The 16542-nt window shown below is 47.8% G+C and carries 17 protein-coding genes; 15 read left to right on the plus strand and 2 right to left on the minus strand.

The genetic code is table 11. The features are described from left to right. Positions 1 to 195: 195 nt before the first annotated feature. The 6 genes from AC50X8_RS23925 to AC50X8_RS23950 all read left to right on the plus strand — a co-directional run bounded on the left by AC50X8_RS23925 (position 196) and on the right by AC50X8_RS23950 (position 6941). On the plus strand, positions 196 to 2046 hold the full coding sequence (locus AC50X8_RS23925) for a hypothetical protein (protein ID WP_494881920.1): 1851 nt from the start codon (positions 196 to 198) through the stop codon (positions 2044 to 2046). 2 nt (positions 2047 to 2048) lie between these two features. Further along, positions 2049 to 2792: a hypothetical protein gene (locus AC50X8_RS23930; RefSeq protein ID WP_056035494.1), complete on the plus strand. Its 744-nt coding sequence runs from the start codon at positions 2049 to 2051 to the stop codon at positions 2790 to 2792. A gap of 80 nt (positions 2793 to 2872) precedes the next feature. Further along, the gene (locus AC50X8_RS23935) at positions 2873 to 4108 is read left to right on the plus strand and encodes an MFS transporter (protein ID WP_494881927.1); all 1236 of its coding nucleotides are present in this window, start codon (positions 2873 to 2875) and stop codon (positions 4106 to 4108) included. A gap of 271 nt (positions 4109 to 4379) precedes the next feature. Further along, positions 4380 to 5144, plus strand: coding sequence for a 5-oxoprolinase subunit PxpB (gene pxpB, locus AC50X8_RS23940; protein WP_494860650.1), 765 nt, complete (start codon positions 4380 to 4382; stop codon positions 5142 to 5144). Then, a complete protein-coding gene (locus AC50X8_RS23945) occupies positions 5144 to 6160 on the plus strand; it encodes a 5-oxoprolinase subunit C family protein (RefSeq protein ID WP_056035503.1) in 1017 nt (338 codons plus the stop codon). The genes pxpB and AC50X8_RS23945 overlap by 1 nt, the downstream gene beginning before the upstream one ends. 4 nt (positions 6161 to 6164) lie before the next feature. Beyond that, positions 6165 to 6941 (plus strand): 5-oxoprolinase subunit PxpA, encoded by a 777-nt coding sequence (locus AC50X8_RS23950; protein ID WP_056035505.1) that lies wholly within the window; start codon positions 6165 to 6167, stop codon positions 6939 to 6941. A gap of 21 nt (positions 6942 to 6962) precedes the next feature. Here AC50X8_RS23950 and sdaAA read toward each other — a convergent pair whose 3' ends face one another. Together sdaAA and sdaAB are read right to left on the minus strand one after the other, a co-directional pair. After that, positions 6963 to 7841 (minus strand): L-serine ammonia-lyase, iron-sulfur-dependent, subunit alpha, encoded by an 879-nt coding sequence (gene sdaAA / locus AC50X8_RS23955; RefSeq protein ID WP_056035510.1) that lies wholly within the window; start codon positions 7839 to 7841, stop codon positions 6963 to 6965. A gap of 5 nt (positions 7842 to 7846) precedes the next feature. Continuing rightward, positions 7847 to 8521: an L-serine ammonia-lyase, iron-sulfur-dependent subunit beta gene (gene sdaAB, locus AC50X8_RS23960; protein WP_056035512.1), complete on the minus strand. Its 675-nt coding sequence runs from the start codon at positions 8519 to 8521 to the stop codon at positions 7847 to 7849. Between the two features lie 449 nt (positions 8522 to 8970). Between sdaAB and paiA the strand changes: the two genes are divergently transcribed. The 9 genes from paiA (at position 8971) to AC50X8_RS24005 (ending at position 16480) form a co-directional block, all read left to right on the plus strand. Beyond that, the gene (gene paiA, locus AC50X8_RS23965; protein ID WP_056035515.1) at positions 8971 to 9516 is read left to right on the plus strand and encodes a spermidine/spermine N(1)-acetyltransferase; all 546 of its coding nucleotides are present in this window, start codon (positions 8971 to 8973) and stop codon (positions 9514 to 9516) included. A 166-nt stretch (positions 9517 to 9682) separates the two neighbouring features. Continuing rightward, entirely contained in the window at positions 9683 to 10282 is a 600-nt protein-coding gene (locus AC50X8_RS23970) for a DUF1572 family protein (protein ID WP_056035518.1), read from the plus strand. After that, positions 10279 to 11079: a hypothetical protein gene (locus AC50X8_RS23975; protein ID WP_056035521.1), complete on the plus strand. Its 801-nt coding sequence runs from the start codon at positions 10279 to 10281 to the stop codon at positions 11077 to 11079. Before AC50X8_RS23970 ends, AC50X8_RS23975 begins: the two co-directional genes overlap by 4 nt. Before the next feature lie 157 nt (positions 11080 to 11236). Then, complete coding sequence (locus AC50X8_RS23980) at positions 11237 to 11383, plus strand: hypothetical protein (RefSeq protein WP_155973146.1); 147 nt, start codon at positions 11237 to 11239, stop codon at positions 11381 to 11383. Between the two features lie 69 nt (positions 11384 to 11452). Then, complete coding sequence (locus AC50X8_RS23985) at positions 11453 to 11623, plus strand: hypothetical protein (protein ID WP_155973149.1); 171 nt, start codon at positions 11453 to 11455, stop codon at positions 11621 to 11623. Positions 11624 to 11866: 243 nt separating this feature from the next. Beyond that, positions 11867 to 12475: a phosphatase PAP2 family protein gene (locus AC50X8_RS23990; RefSeq protein WP_494882021.1), complete on the plus strand. Its 609-nt coding sequence runs from the start codon at positions 11867 to 11869 to the stop codon at positions 12473 to 12475. Positions 12476 to 12906: 431 nt separating this feature from the next. After that, on the plus strand, positions 12907 to 13620 hold the full coding sequence (locus tag AC50X8_RS23995; protein WP_056035523.1) for a FadR/GntR family transcriptional regulator: 714 nt from the start codon (positions 12907 to 12909) through the stop codon (positions 13618 to 13620). 33 nt (positions 13621 to 13653) lie between these two features. Further along, complete coding sequence (locus AC50X8_RS24000) at positions 13654 to 14844, plus strand: M20 metallopeptidase family protein (protein WP_056035526.1); 1191 nt, start codon at positions 13654 to 13656, stop codon at positions 14842 to 14844. Positions 14845 to 14962: 118 nt separating this feature from the next. Beyond that, the gene (locus AC50X8_RS24005) at positions 14963 to 16480 is read left to right on the plus strand and encodes an ABC transporter substrate-binding protein (RefSeq protein WP_494882023.1); all 1518 of its coding nucleotides are present in this window, start codon (positions 14963 to 14965) and stop codon (positions 16478 to 16480) included. Positions 16481 to 16542 lie beyond the last annotated feature (62 nt).

Below are 16542 nucleotides of genomic sequence, written 5' to 3' on the forward strand. Positions count from 1 at the left end.
TGAAGCCGCTGTCCATGATCTGGACAGCGGCTTTTTTTGTTTTCATTTTACTGATTCTATGAACGCAGTAAGCATGGGGAGGAAATGATTGTTTTCTTTATTTTCCCATAAATATAAAAATGTATAAATTTTAAAACTCTTCGAAAAAATAAGATTAAATAAAAATGCAATAAGTATTGTAAGGAGAGTGTGCCTGTGTCAGACATCAACGTAAAGGAATTAAATCGCAAGCTTGAGGAGTTGTTTGTAAATCCCCTTCATGCTGAAATTGAAAATTTGGAATCGGAACCTTTTTCTTTAGGAGTTGAAAGGATTGCCCCGTCAAACATAGCTCGAAGAGAATTAGGGGCCATCCATCCATTTTCGCCATTTGATAATGAACAGTTGGAAGTGGCGGGCGATTTTGCCCGAAAATATGAGCATATTTTGGCAGTTGCGAGTGATCATGAAAGTGGGCTTGCACAAATCGTAGCAGCGTTTGCGCAGGATACAGCAAGTAAAGATGTTTTGGCTGCGCAGTATGGCATGAGATTGTTTTTAGTTCACCATCCTGATGTGCGCGGACTCGAGCTTCCAGCATTAGAAAAACAATATCCTGACTTTATTAAGCTAAATGTGGAAAATCAAATTCTACTCGAAATGCGGGGTGCCGGAGGGGCCATTTCATTTGAAGCTGCTGTGAGTACAGGCGAGCCTGATATTAAGCAATTTCGCGAGGATATATTACTCAATGAGCATCATATTCATTGGCATGTTGTCTATGATCGCCGTAAGATTGTGGATCGCGGCGGAGAAATGTTCTTATATATGCATCGGCAAATGCTAGCCCGATATGATGCGGAAAGATTGTCAGTCAATCTTTTACGTGTAGAAGCCTTTAGTCAATATGAGGGGCCAGTTGATCCGTATGATCCGGGCCTTCCTTCGAGCGGGAACAGAAAACTTGCAGTAGAAGATGTTACCAAGCTGAAAAATGGCCGCACAGGCATAAAAGGCAAATTCGAGCTTTATCTCAACAATCCGAAAAAAGCGGTAGATCTGCTTGGCAATGATACGGAATGGAGAGCGTCAAATGAGCCGGAAAATTTGAATGATTCCCAACGAGAAAATAATTTTCACGGATCAGGGCATGGGGCTGTTGTGAATTTGTCTGTTGCAACCTCAACTGTAGAGGATGAGCTTATGGGAGATCCGGCAACAGCTTGCCGTCACGCGTTCTTTTGGCGTTGGCACAAGGAAGTTGATAATCTTTACGACGAATTTCTCCAGCGAATGCCGGTTAATGCTTTCGGAGGCGGGCCCGAAGTAAGAATAAATAAAATTATTTTGTGCAGGGAAGATGGTCTGCCAACAGTAGGAGACTTGCAGCAGATTGGAAAAGAGGCTTTCGCCGATTGGGAAGCAGCTTTCCAGGACGGACCGTTTGAAGGTGGAGGAGCCACCATTACAACGACGGATGAGCTTCAAACGGTTTACAAAATGTATGAACAAATTAAATATTTGACCCATAAAGGGTTTGCTTATTTTTTACGTGTAGAAAACTTATCCTCGCGTGATATCGAATCGACCGTACGTATTTTTATTGCACCTGAGCAAACGCAAGAGGACTACCGCTCATGGATTGAAATGGATAAGTTTGTCGCCAAGCTTTCCCCTGGTAAAAATGTCATTTATCAGAATGCTAAAGAGTCTTCTGTTATTCAAAAACCAGCGGTATTAGAGCCTAATCCTGAAAGAACACAAGGAGATAGAGGCTGTCAGTGTGGTTGGCCTTATACGCTGCTGCTGCCCCGCGGCAACGAGGAGGGAATGCCGTATGTGATGATGGTTATGCTGACAGATTGGAATGAAGACAAGGTGAGTGAGAGCACCTGCGGTTCAATTAGCTTCTGTGGTGTAACGAATCAAAATCAGCCGTATCCAGACAGCAGAGCGTTGGGCTATCCTTTTGACCGTCCAATGGCGGGTATTGCAGATACACTCATCACCAATCCCCATATGGCGACTCGCCCCTTTAAAATCCGGCATTTGGGCATGGAGGGATAGGGTTGCGAATCGATATCGTTCGATCAGAGGATAATGCTGTGCTGGGGAGGCTGCGGGAGTGTCTGAAACAAGCTTTAGATAACCAAAACAAACTATCCACGTGGTCGGAATGGTTGGCGGGAGATCCGAGAATACCTTCGTATATCAAACGAAAAAAAGAGCATGGGCTATATATTAATGGAATTCGGGTATTAAGCCTGAAGGCTGGTGCTGACGTTTATGATGCTGCATTCCTGTCCCGGAGGATTGCTGAATTATCAGCAATCCCTGAGCCTAAGGGCAGACGAAGGTTGTCTTATCGTTTTTTTACATCTGTAGTACCAGGAATAGCGCTCATTGTGCTGCCAAAATGTGCCATTTGCGGTTCCGCCTATATGGGACTGTTCGAAATCATTGGTTTAGGTGTTGGGAGAGGGTTGGAACGTCCTTGGCTATTGCCTCTTATGGCTCTAATGATGATGGCAACAGTTGCTGCGATGGCGTATCGTGCGCGTGAACGCAATGGATATGGCCCGGTTGCTCTGGCATTCGTTTCGTCCGCGTTGATGATCGCGGGCAAATTCAGCGATAGTCGAGCGGAGCTTTATTTTGGAGGGGGCGTACTGATCGGGGCTACAGCATGGAATGCCATAGCTTTGCATAAACTTACAGCTTTCCAATATCAAATCAAACAAGGAGGGGTAAGTCTATCTCATTTTCTAGTGAAGACTTTAAACGTGCTGCAACGAAAATCTACGCTAAAGTAAATTACTGAATCTGCTAGCTCTTAGCTCCCATTTATCATACAATTGTTTCTGGTAATCTTATTTTCCAGAAGGAGTATATGATGAAACGATTGATTTGGCTAGGCTGTTTATCTTATTTCATTATCGGGCTTGCCCATGTTGTGCTGGGCTCTGTATTGCCCGTTGCGCTCGAGCATTATGGTAAAGCCTACAGCGAGGGCGGCACACTCATTTTCACACAGTTCGGCGGATTTCTAGTCGGAGTGCTGCTCTCGCCGTGGCTGAATCGGCATTTGGGCAAAAGAGGCGGACTGCTGCTGGCATTTGGCATGCTGTTTGCCGCTGAATTTATGTTTATGCTGCTGCCGCCTTGGGGCTGGCTGTATGCAATTGCCATCGTAGCCGGTTTTGGGTTTGGCATGATTGAAGCGGTAATCGGAACGATTATAATCGCAGCAGTCAAAAATCAAACGGCCGTCGCGATGAGCCGGCTTGAGGTATTTTTCGGCGTTGGCGCCATGGTCATGCCACTTATAGCAAGCGGCCTGATTTGGGCCAATTATTGGAAGCTGTCCTTTTTGGTCGTTTCTTTTTTTGCAATTTTGACTTTGTTCTTATGGGCAAAAGGCTCCTTCGGCGAGCTGGATGCGGTGCTGAAGAAGTCAGTCGCAGCCGCCGCAGCGGAACGGCAGCAAGCGAAGCGCGCAGGCAAGCCGCTTTATCAAGGCAAGGAATGGGTTATTTTTTCCTTATTTATTGTGTTTTTCTTCCTCTATGTAGGGACGGAGATGAGCCTTGCAAACTTTATGCCAGCCATTCTCATTGAGAAGCTAGGCATGAAGGAGGCAGGAGCAACGCTCAGTGTAACCTGCTTCTGGATTGCAATGGCTTTCGGTCGTTTGTTCGCTGGCGTCATTGCCGAGAAAATCAAATACCGGGTGTACATTATGGCGAGCTGCGGGGCGACGGTGCTGCTGTTCATCTTATTTCCGTTTATGAACCAGGTATGGTCGGCGTTCGCGGTCATTTTGCTGCTGGGACTCGCCATGTCCGGCGTGTTCTCTATTGCGCTCGTCTTTTCGAGCAAGCTGCTTCCAGGGGCAGAGGAATCTACCCCTAGCTTTATGATTGCAGCAGGCGGTGTCGGCGGCGCCGTGCTTCCGCTAACGATGGGCTGGGGGCTTGATCATTTGGAGGTGAACCAGTCAGTATGGCTGCTGGCAGCCTTTTCCGCGGGCTTGATTGTTTTAAGTGTCATCGCCTTTCAACTGGACCGCAGGCAAATAAGCATGCGAGCTGGCGGAGGGTCTATAGGACGCCCTAAGCACGAAACATAAAAGGTTAACGAAACTGTAAATCGCCATAGGGCGATTTGCAGTTTTTTTGTTGCCTCAGCATGCTGAGGCCTGATTTTTGGCTGCGGGGTGAAGGAAGGAGGAGCGTTGTGTTTTGCCGAATGTATAGCAAGGGCGCCTGCTGGGCTTAGGAGAGATGATGAGGAAAGCGGCGAAGCAAATATATACTAGGCTGGCATATGATTATGCCGACTAGCGACCGATATAAGAAATAAGAGTTTAAATATTATTTTTGAAAAAAAGAGGTGAGGGCATGTCTATTGCTCCAGTCAATCCAGTCTTTGAAGTAAAGCTTTTGCCTCTTGGAGATACGGCAATTATTGTCGAGCTCGGCAGCGCGATTGACCGCAAGACGCATGAGCGCGTGCAAGCACTCAGCTCTTATTTGCGGCGCGAGCCTTTTCCCGGTTTTATTGAGCTTGTACCAGCGTATGTAACGCTGACGATTTTTTATGATCCAATGAAGCTGCTGGCGCCGCTAGCCGAAAACAACTGGAATCCGCAGGCTGAAGCGGCTGCTTCCCCTTATGAATGGGTCTGCCAGCTGCTCTTGGACATGGTCAGCAAGCTGGAGGACGAGCAGGCAGCTGCTCCGCGAATCGTAACCCTTCCCGTCTGCTACGGCGGAGAGCTGGGGCCGGATCTTGCAGCAGTTGCGGAGCATAGCGGACTTTCGGAAAGCGAGGTCATCGCCATGCATGCGGCGCAGCCTTATCTCGTCCATATGGTCGGCTTTGCCCCCGGTTTTCCATATTTGGGAGGCTTGCCTGAGCAAATCGCTACGCCTCGGCGGAGCACGCCCCGCTTGCGGATCGAGCCAGGCAGCGTAGGCATCGGCGGCAAGCAGACTGGGGTCTATCCGATTGTCTCCCCTGGCGGCTGGCAAATTATCGGGCGAACGCCAGTGGCGCTGTTCCGCCCAGCGCATGAGCAGCCGAGTTTATTGCGGGCGGGAGATCAGGTTTATTTTGAGCCGATTAGCTATGAGGCGTTTATCGCATGGGAGGAGCAGGCATAATGGGCATTCGAATAAAACATGCCGGACTCCTCACGACCGTGCAGGATCGGGGACGTCATGGATATAGGCAGCAGGGCATTATTGCCGGAGGGGCGATGGATGATTTTGCGCTTCGCGCGGCTAATTTGCTCGTTGGTAACGATGCGGGAGCAGCGGTGCTGGAAGCTACGCTTATCGGCCCAAAGCTGATTTTTGAGCAGGATGCGTTAATTGCTATATGCGGGGGCAATTTGTCGCCTGCTGTGCAAGGAACAGCCGTTCCGCTGTGGCGGCCGGTGTACATAAAAGCAGGGAATGAGCTTTCGTTCGGAAATTGCGTCGCGGGCGCTCGCGCTTATATAGCAGCGGCTGGAGGCATTGATGTGCCGCTTGTTATGGGCAGCAGAAGCACGTACACACGTGCGGCTATAGGCGGCTTTGGAGGCCGGGCTTTAAAAGCGGGCGATGTGCTGGCGATTGGTGAAGGAGCCTCGGAAACGCTATATTATTGGGAGCAGGAAGCTGAAGACAGGCAGGATGCCGCGCCATTTTTTGCAACCAGCTGGTCGATTGGCTCAGAGGGACGTCCCTTTTATCGGAAAAACCCAGTCATTCGTTTTGTGCCGGGACGGCATTTTGATGCGTTTACCGAAGGGAGCAGGAAGCATTTTTTGCAGAGCGATTTTCGTATTTCGTCGCAATCGGATCGAATGGGCTATCGGCTGGAAGGGCCGCGTCTTAGTACAGTTGCAGCGCTTGAGCCTATTTCTGAGGCGGTATCCACGGGTACGATTCAGGTGCCTGCTGGCGGCAGCCCGATTATTTTGATGGCGGACCATCAGACGATTGGCGGCTATCCGAAAATCGCCCAAGTGGCGACGGTAGATTTGCCGCTGCTGGCGCAAGCGAAGCCGGGAGAGACGATTAGATTCAAGCAGATTACTAGGCAAAAATCGGAAGAGCTTTATATCAAGCACGAGCTTCAAATGCAGCGGCTTTCCATGTTTATTGAAATACGCTATAGAGAGGAGAGGTAGAAGAATGACGCTGGCTATCGATTTGAATTGTGATTTGGGCGAGCAATATGGCGTGTATGAGCTGGGGCAGGATGCTGAATTGCTGCCGCTCATTACATCGGCCAATATAGCTTGCGGCTTTCATGCTGGCGATCCGGGAACGATGAGACGGACAGTAAAGCTGGCGCTGAAAAATGGCGTTGCCATCGGCGCCCATCCTGGGCTGCCGGACTTAATCGGCTTCGGACGGCGTGAAATGGCGATTTCACCTGAGGAAGCGTATGACCTGACCGTGTATCAAATTAGCGCGCTGAATGGCTTCGTTGTGTCCGAAGGCGGCGTCATGCAGCATGTGAAGCCTCATGGCGCCTTATATAATATGGCGGCTAGGCGAGTGGAACTGGCTGAAGCGATTGCTGAGGCGGTGTACAGGGTGAATCCGGAGCTTATATTATATGGCTTGTCTGGCAGCAAATTGATTCATGCGGGGAAAAAGCGGGGTCTACGCACCGCAAGCGAGGTATTCGCAGATCGTACCTACCAGCAAGACGGCTCGCTAACACCGCGCAGTCACGAAGGCGCGCTAATAGAGGAGCCGAATGAAGCGCTGAAGCAGCTCCTTCAGATGATAAGAGAAGGAGCTGTATGGTCGACGCAGGGCGTAAAGGTTCCGATTGCAGCGGATACGATATGTGTCCACGGTGATGGCGAGAAGGCGTTCTTGTTCGTCCAGCAGATTCGCAAGCTGCTGGAGTCGGAAGGAATTATCCTTTGTGCGCCGGGCTCCCATAAATCCAATTAATCCACTTTAGGGCTTCTCTATTTATTTTCGTTTCTTTAAATTTTCCATAATTTTGCGGCCTGTCGGCGTTTGGGCGAGACCGCCCTGCGCCGTTTCTCTATGCTTGCTCGGCATGGCGCTGCCGACCTCCAGCATGACGTTAATGACTTCATCGGAGGGAATGATGCTGCGGACGCCAGCCATTGCCATATCTGCTGCCGCTAAAGCGGTGACAGCACCAAAGCCGTTGCGTACAATGCAAGGAATTTCTACTAAACCGCCAACGGGATCGCAAATGAGCCCAAGCGAGTTTTTAAGGGCAAGCCCAACCGCGTGAACCGCTTGGTCTGTCGTGCCGCCTCGCAGCTCAACCATAGCTCCGGCCGCCATGCCGATCGCTGAACCGACCTCGGCTTGACAGCCGCCTTCCGCACCGGAAATAAAGGAATTATTCGCAATGACATAGCCAATCGCGCCTGCGCAAAATAAACCTCTAACCATATGCTCATCGCTCCACCCAAAGCGCTCCTGCGCGCTCACGAATACGCCAGGAATAATGCCGCATGAGCCTGCGGTCGGCGTTGCAATAATCCGGCCCATGGAAGCGTTGACCTCGGAAACGGCGAGGGCATAGGCCATTGCTCTGCTTGCCGGCTCCCCAGAGGAGGGAGCGTTATTAGCGGTGAAGGATTGCACGCGCTTAGCATCGCCCCCGGTAAGCCCGCTCTTGGATTGCGTATTAGCAGTTAGCCCTTTATGCACGGCCTCCTTCATAACTTGGTAATAGTCGGCCATTTGCCTAAAAATATGCTCCTCGGTTTGGCCGGACTCTGCGATTTCTTCCTCAAGCATAATTTGCGATATAGGCTTGGCTTGCTGCTGTCCCGCTGCGGCCAGCTCATGCAAAAACCGATATTTCATGCGGCTCAGCTCCTTAAGGTGAGATCAATGACAGAGCTTTTGATCATATGGGGCAGCTGCTGGATTTTGAGCTGCGTCGCTGCTGTTATTTTCGTATCGGCTTCAATAACGGTCATCGCTTCGCCATTCCTCGCTTTCCGATCCACATCCATGTAACCTATATTGACGCCATCCTCGCAGAGCACATGTGTGATGCCGGAGAGTACGCCGGGGAAATCGCCATGAAGAAGCACAAGGGTTGGAAACTCCCCCGTACACTGAACATCAAATCCATTCATCTGATGAATCATAATATTGCCCCCGCCGATAGATGCGCCGACAATTTCAGCGTATCGATCTCCTGCCCACAGCTCGACTCTGGCCGTATTCGGATGCGGAACATGTCCGACTCCCAGACTGAAGTTGATTTCCACGCCAGATGACCAAGCATCTTTAAGCGAATGGCGAATTCGGGCATCATCTGTATCATAATCAAGCAAGCCTGCCGCGAGTGCGAGATCAGTGCCATGTCCTTGGTAGGTTTCGGCAAAAGAACCGTACAGCTTAATAGCAGCTTTGTTCGGAACCGTACCGAGCAATTGCCTTGCTACGCGGCCAATCCGGACGGCGCCTGCTGTATGCGAGCTGGAGGGGCCGACCATGGCAGGCCCGATTATAGAAAATACATTTTTAAAACGCATCGCTTTACCACCGTTCTGATCAGTAATCACTGCTACTTAGAGTAACGCAACACTACTTTTCATGTCAATATATATAACTTTAGTGTTCGTCATCTAGGTTTTTGCGTTATTAAACATAACATTATTGCCGTGGTGATTCGACTGGTTCGCTGGTGCTGCCGAGTGTCAAGAAGCTGCTGACATCTTATAAAGCTTATTCATTTGCCAGCTCGCTTATATCTATCGTATTTCTGATACGGAAAGAAAAAAAGTTGTAGCTGTGGAAAATGCTATGTTGATTTTTGTTGTAAATGCAACAAAAATAGTGTACTATTTTTTTAACTCATTTGAAAAATAATATAACCAAAAAATAAAAAAACTATTTTCTGCAGAGCAAGAAAAGACGGTTTGCCCTTTACAATAAGGGAAGCGCGAGAAATGATTGATCTAGTAACAGGAGGAAAAATAAAATGAGTATAAATATAAAAAAGTGCACAATTGAAGATGTAAGATTGCTTCAAGAAGTTAGTGTTGAAACATTTATTGAGACATTTAGCCATCAAAATTCGCCGGAAAATATGAAAGCCTACCTGGAAAAAGCATTTAACTTTAACCAATTAGAAAAAGAATTATGTAATAGCTCTTCGGAATTCTTTTTTATTTATTCTAATGAGGAAATTGCCGGGTATTTAAAGCAAAACACCGACGATGCTCAAACTGAAATAATGGGCAGCGATTCGCTTGAAATCGAGAGAATTTATATAAGGAACAAATTTCATAAGCAGGGGCTAGGCAAACATCTAATAAATAAAGCTGTGCATGTAGCGATAGAGCGGAACAAAGAGAAGATCTGGCTAGGGGTTTGGGAAAAAAATGAGGGCGCAATTGCCTTCTATAAAAAAATCGGCTTTGTTCAAACAGGGGCCCACTCTTTCTATATGGGTGATGAAGAACAAATAGATTTTATAATGACCAAATCGCTCCTATCCCATTTGTCTGAAAGGCCATTCAACTGACGGAAAACATCCCGCACGAATATAAATGCCTTTCCAAACAAGTGGAAATGCTATTATAATTTTAATAAGAATGAGGAAGATAGCATCATGATGCTTGCAGGAGGTTGGAAACTAGCATAAAGCGGCGGAAGAATTATTTTTTACTCGTAAAAAAGGGGGCGTTGGAATGGATTTACAACGTGTTTATTTGGATAGCATTCAATCACAGTTCCACTACTACAAGAAGCTTGCTGAAAAAGCAATGAATCAGGTCGAGCCGGAGCAGCTGTTTGTGCAGCCTAAAGAGGATGTAAACAGCATTGGCACGATCGTCAAGCATATGTGCGGCAATATTTTGTCCAGATGGACGGATTTTCTGACAGCAGACGGCGAGAAGGATTGGCGGGATCGCGACGCCGAGTTTGAAAATGACTGGGCGAATAAGGAAGAGCTGCTCGCAAGCTGGGACGAAGCATGGGCTTGTTTTTTTCAGGCGATAGATTCGCTCCAGCCAGAGCAGCTTGGCCAAATTATTTATATTCGCAACGAAGGGCATACCGTTTTGGAGGCGATCAACCGTCAGCTGGCGCATTACCCCTATCATATTGGGCAAATCGTTTACGCTGCAAAAGGGTTGAAGGAAAACGAGTGGAACAGCCTGTCCGTGCCAAGAAACGGCTCGAAGCAATACAATGCCGGAAAATTTGCCAAAGAGAAAGCGATCAAGCATTTTACCGATGAGGAACTAAAGCGGTTGGATGGAGATAGAGAAGGGGAAAATGTTTGAGAATTTGTTACACGCTGGTTATTATCTGCTTGCTGTTCATGAGCGCATGCAGCGGCGGCACGAATACGAATACTGGGAGCATTGAGCCTGAAGCTGATCCTATTTTGGCAAGCGCAGCGCCTAGTCTGTTCAGTCAGGATCATGCATTGGATATGAGTCAGGGTGATTCGGAATCGCCAATAGCAAGCGCCACGGATGACGGGGCTGAAGCAGCAGATTTCGAGTCACTCGTTCCAACTGGATGGAAGGTGCTGGAGATTTTTGAGGGAGAGCCTGAGCAAGCAGAAGGAGATTTGAACAACGATGGGCTTGTCGACATCGCCGCTGTGCTAGAGAAGGAAGACATCTCGCAAGAAGCGCCGGATCGCGCCATTATGGTTGCTTTTGGACAAGAGGATCATACATACAAGCGGTCTGTTATTGCAGAGCATGCGGTAATGAGCGCTAATGAAGGCGGCATTTACGGCGACCCGTTTGAAGGCTTGACGATTGAGAAGGGCGTTCTTGTTCTTCGTCATGTCGGCGGGAGCAACTGGAGATGGTACAATACGTATCGTTTTCGTTATCAGGATGAGGCCTGGTATTTGATTGGGGCCACAACGGGCTCGTATTTTACGGGCAATGAGCTTATAGATAATGCCGATGAGGATGATTATAATTTGCTGACAGGTGATTTCGTGAAAAAAACATGGGATGAAGAGGCTGGTAAGCAGGTGGTTGAGAGAGGAAATCGCGGCAAGAAGGCGCTTGTGAACATACAGAATTTTGATGTGCTGGCGGCAGAACCGCAATATTAGGTTGAGACGTATACGAGACCGTCAAAGTGCGCTTTGACGGTCTTTTTACGTTCAAGTGAGGGCGAAAATTTCCGAATGCATTACATATGCCTATACCACATAGTGACCTTCTGCATAGGCTGTTATCATTACAAAGTAACGAAGGAGCTTAATCCGGATGTCAAAAACCACTACAAAACCGGAATCGAATGAACCTTCAGCTGATGATCTCGCCTTATGGTCTGCTGTAATATTAGTGGTTGGCGATCTTTTTGGGCTATTTGCCGTTTTAAAAGCCAGAGCGGAGAAAGATGATAACTCCTGACGAGGTTTTGAACAATCCCGCTTTATATAGGGCTGATGAATATAATCATCTATTGAGGAGGAGTAAATAATGGCTAATGAACAAAAAATAACCTCTGACGATCTGTTTAAAATTTCTGCTTCGTTGTCGTTGATTGGTGATGGTTTGGCCTTGCTTGCTCTAAAAAAAGCGGAAGAGGAAAGCAATAATCAGAAAGCGATTTCCACAGCAATTAATCGCCTAATCCGAAAACGCCCCTGAATTTATAATTGAAGAGAGGGAACAATAAGCGAATGCATACAGGAAAAAAGCCTGTTTAAGCAGGCTTTTGGTTGTAATTTGATGATTTATTTGTTCTGGCAATAGGTGGTGAATGCCCTGCGTTTCCATTCATAAAGAAAAAAGTAGTATACTGTTAACGTCCTTAATTTTGCAATATGTTTACAAAGGGCAAGAGCTCACGATAGTAAGGAAGTGGTTGTGTTCTCTCTTTCAAAGTTGAATGTGCTTGCGCTTGCGAGCTTCGTTCTATTTATTTCAATTGGGCTATCCGTTCAAACTGAACTGGTGAGGATGCTGGATCAAGAGGTAATCCATTACATTCAATTGCTCCATGCTCCGATCTGGACAAGCATCATGAAGTTTCTATCTTTTATTGGGTCTGTGTACATCGTGTCTCTGTTAGCGGTTCCCATTACGCTTTTTTTGTTGCTTGTTTGGAAGAGCCGCAGGGAGACGATCGTGTTTTTAACAGCTGTAATTGGCTCCGCGCTGCTGAATCTTGGGCTAAAGCTATTGTTTCAACGTGCAAGGCCGAGTTTAAATGCGATTATTGTTGAAGCAGGCTACAGCTTTCCGAGCGGTCATTCCATGAGTGCGTTTACCTTTTATGGAATCGTTACATACTTATGCTGGCGTCATATTCCGTTAGAGCAGGCGAGGATATGGCTGCTCGCCTTCAGCTCGATTATGATTGCCAGCATAGGGATCAGCCGAATTTATTTAGGCGTGCATTATCCGAGTGATGTTGTAGGTGCTTATTTGATTAGCCTGGTTTGGCTCATTGTCGTCATTCAGTGCTCGCGATATTTCACTCGTGTAAAAGCTGCTTAAAGCGACCAAAAAGCACCCAAAAATAATAGGAAGCAGTATAGAAGACCGCCAAAGGGTTTGGATCATACGTCCAAATGCCACTTGGCGGTCTTCTTTGAAATTTAAGAATTTATCAGGTTCACACTTATAATCGGCTTATATTTCATCGCGAAACGGCTGTTACCGCCAGAGGACGGCAACAGCCGTTTACGCTTGAAATATAGGAAAGGATATGATTATTCCATCCATTCTCTATATTTCTACGCGAAACGGTAGCTTTGCCACCAGAGGACGGCTACAGCCGTTTACGCTTGAGCCAGGTGGATTTTGTCGGATAAAGGGAGCCGTTGTCGAAGAAAATTCAAATACCAAGTTGACAGATAGGGATTGATATGGTAGTTTTGGTCTAAGGTTTGAACCTTAATGTTTTTCTGTTGATTTGGAGGGGTCAAATGCAGTTCGAAAAAGTATCCGCTAAAAAAGTTAGCGATTTTATTTTGGAGCAGCTAGAGGAAGCGATTATCCTTAAAGATTTTCTGGCGGAGGAGCAACTGCCAACGGAACGTGAGCTTGCAGCAGTATTCAAGGCTAGCAGGCTTGCGGTCAGGGAAGCATTATCCGACCTTGAAGGCAAAGGGCTAATCGAGAAGCGGATTGGAGCCAAGGGCGGCACATTCGTTCTTCCTTTAACGATAAACTCGCACCAGAGAACACGCGAGGAGGTGCGCGGCGGCTGGGACGATATGCTGAAAGTATTCGAATATCGCTCCATTATAGAGCCGGAAGCGGCTTACCTTGCTGCTAAGCGGATAAGCACGGCAGAGCTCGAACTGCTGCGGGGTTTTATTGAAACGAGCATGGAGGAGGATTGCACGCGTGAAATGTTCCGTTCCTTGGACGTCAAATTTCACTTGTCGATTGCGAAAGCTTCCGGCAACGATTATTTCGAGAAGGCAGTCAGGAAAATTCGCACCAAAATTAATCCTGCACTGGATCTGATGCCCTATAACGAGAACGTCAGACGGACAAGTTATGACAAGCATATGCTGCTGCTCGAAGCGCTTCAAGCCGGCAATGGAAACGGCGCGAAAGAAGCGATGAATCAGCATATCGACGAAACCGTACATGCGATTTATGCGCGTGTCGTTGTCGAAGGAGACAGTTAACTGGTCAACCGGCACTGTAGGAGGGTGAACAAATTGAAATTAAATGAGCTTCTTGCTCTTGCAAATCAGCAGAAGGAACAACTAGTAGCATGGCGCAGAGATCTCCATCAATACCCTGAAACTGGATTTGAGGAAGTAAGAACTTCGGGAATCGTCGCCGAGCATTTGCGGCAGCTAGGCTTGGAGGTTCAGACGAATATTGGGAAAACAGGCGTTGTCGCACTGCTTCGCGGCGAAAAGCCTGGTCCCACCATCGCGCTTCGGGCAGATATGGATGCCTTGCCGATCGAGGATTTGAAGAGCGTTCCTTATAAATCGAAAATACCGGGAAAAGCACATTTATGCGGCCATGATGCTCATACGAGCATGCTTATGGGCGCAGCCCAGCTGCTAGCAGGTTTAGGGAAGCCGGTAAGCGGAAATATCAAATTTGTATTTCAGCCTGCCGAAGAAGGGCTTGCTGGAGCGAAAGCGATGATGGACGACGGTGTGCTGCAAAATCCCGCTGTGGACGTAATGGCAGGGCTTCATGTCTTTCCTGCGCTGCCGACAGGCTCCATTTCAGTAACGAAGGGAGTTGCCTTCGCTTCAGCGGACAGCATTAAGATCAAGGTGATCGGCAAAGGCGGTCACGCTGCCCGTCCTCATGAGGGAGTAGATGCGATTACGGTAGCGGCACAGGTGATATCAGCCTTGCAGCATGTAGCGAGCCGTCTGGTTGATCCGCTTGAGCCGGTGGTCGTGACCATTGGCAAAATCAACGGAGGCTACATGGGAGCAGCGATTGCACCCGAAGTGGAGATGGTCGGCACAGTTAGGACACTGACACCGGCAGTACGCGATCGGATGCCGCAGCTGCTTGAGGACATCATTCGCGGCGTGACCTCATCCTTTGGCGCGGATTACGAATTGAACTACCAGATGGGCTATCCGGTTGTGCAAAACGATGAAGCGATGGTTGATTTTCTTACCTCGACAAGCGAGCAGGTACTCGGCGGGAAAAAATGGATTTATGTAAAGCCGTCGATGGGCGGCGAGGACTTTGCTTTTTATTCAGAGGCTGTGCCAAGCGTGTTTTTCCGCTTGGGGGTTGGAAGCGGAGAGGCATATACATCCTACCCGCTGCATCATCCCCAATTTGATTTGGATGAAGCTGCTCTCCCTTATGGAGCTGCAATGCTGTCGGCCCTTGCACTTAACTATTTGGCTGATCCGCAATTGTGAATGGCAAGGTGAAACTTATAAATTCTTATATTAGAACAAACAAACTAAAACGAATTTCAGGAGGCTGTGCGATTTGAAAAGATGGTATGTACAGGGCTTTGCAGCAATAATAGCGGTTATGCTGGTTGTTACAGGATGCGGCAATGCCGCAGAGACGAAAAATGAGACGCAAACGAATGGCGGGACGGCTAGCGCTCCAGCTGGCGCAGACAAAACGACTTTAACGATCGCTAACTCGACGGATATCGAAAGCTTCGATACCCACAACAACAACAATACGATGAGCGAAGCGGTACTCGTCAATGTGTTTGATTATTTGCTGAAAAATGACGACGAGCAAAACAAAGTGCCCGTGCTTGCCACTTCGTGGGAGCAGGTCAATGATACAACATGGAGATTGAAGCTGCGCGAAGGCGTCAAGTTCCACAACGGCGATCCATTCACAGCGGCGGATGTAAAGTTCTCGCTTGAGCGTGTCGCAAAGGATACCACTTTGAAGCAAAACACCTATTACAAGCATATTAAAGAAGTCAATGTTATTGACGATTTTACGGTTGATATTATCACTGAAACGCCAGACCCGATTATGCTTAATCGTTTGTCCCGTATGGGTGCAGGCATTTTGCCTTCCAAATATATTGAGGAGAACGGCATGGAAGCTTTCTTGAAAGCTCCGGTAGGCACAGGCCCTTATAAATTTTCCAAATGGACGAAAGATGACCGCATTGAGCTGGTGAAAAATGCCGATTATTTCGGTGGAACGCCGAAATGGGAAAATGTTGTTTTCCGCTCCATTCCTGAAGCGTCCACTCGTGTATCCGAGCTGCTGACAGGCGGCGTTGATATTGCTGCTGGCGTTCCGGCAACGGACATTGCCCGTATTGACGGCGTCGATGGCCTGAGTGTAGAACAAGCGAAAATTCAGCGTGTGCTTCATATCATTATGCGCATGACTGAAGGTTCGATTACTGCTGATCCGAAGGTTCGCGAGGCGATTGATCTTGCGATCGACAATCAGGTTATTATCGACAGCATCGCTGGCGGCGCAGGCATTCCGACTAGAACGTCGGTTACCCCTGGCAACTTCGGTTCAGATCCGAGCTTGTATGATACGTTTGAGTACGACCAAGAGCGTGCGAGAGCTTTATTGAAAGAAGCTGGTTATGAAAATGGCGCGAAAGTATCGTTCTCAGCTTCTGTACAATACAAAGAGGTGGCCGAGGTCGTAGCAGCGATGCTTACGGATGTAGGCTTTGAAGTTAATTTGGAAATTTTGGAAGCCAGCAGCTTCAGCGAAAAGCTGAACTCGAAGAAATTCAACGAGCTGTTCCTGCTGGGCGTAGGAAATTCCTTGTTTGATGCCTCGAACAATTACAATCGCTTCAAGAAAGAAAATGCGGCAGGCGAGACGGATTATAACAACCCAGAAGTAGAGGAGCTGCTGCAATCGGCGCTGCAAAACATGGATTTAGCTGACCGTGAGAAGCAATACCAGAAGGTTCAACAGCAATTTACAGTTGACCGTCCTACTATTTATTTGTATCAAATGAAAGGCATTTACGGCGTCGGAGCAGGCATCAGCTATACGCCAAGGCTCGATGAAATGTATTATGCGGAAGATATTACGCTAAAATAGCATCAACTATAAAGGGGGGAATAGCGTTCTATTCCCTTCCTTTTGCTTTAATCTATTACAGG

It is taken from the genome of Paenibacillus sp. JT22N15, assembly GCF_059383755.1.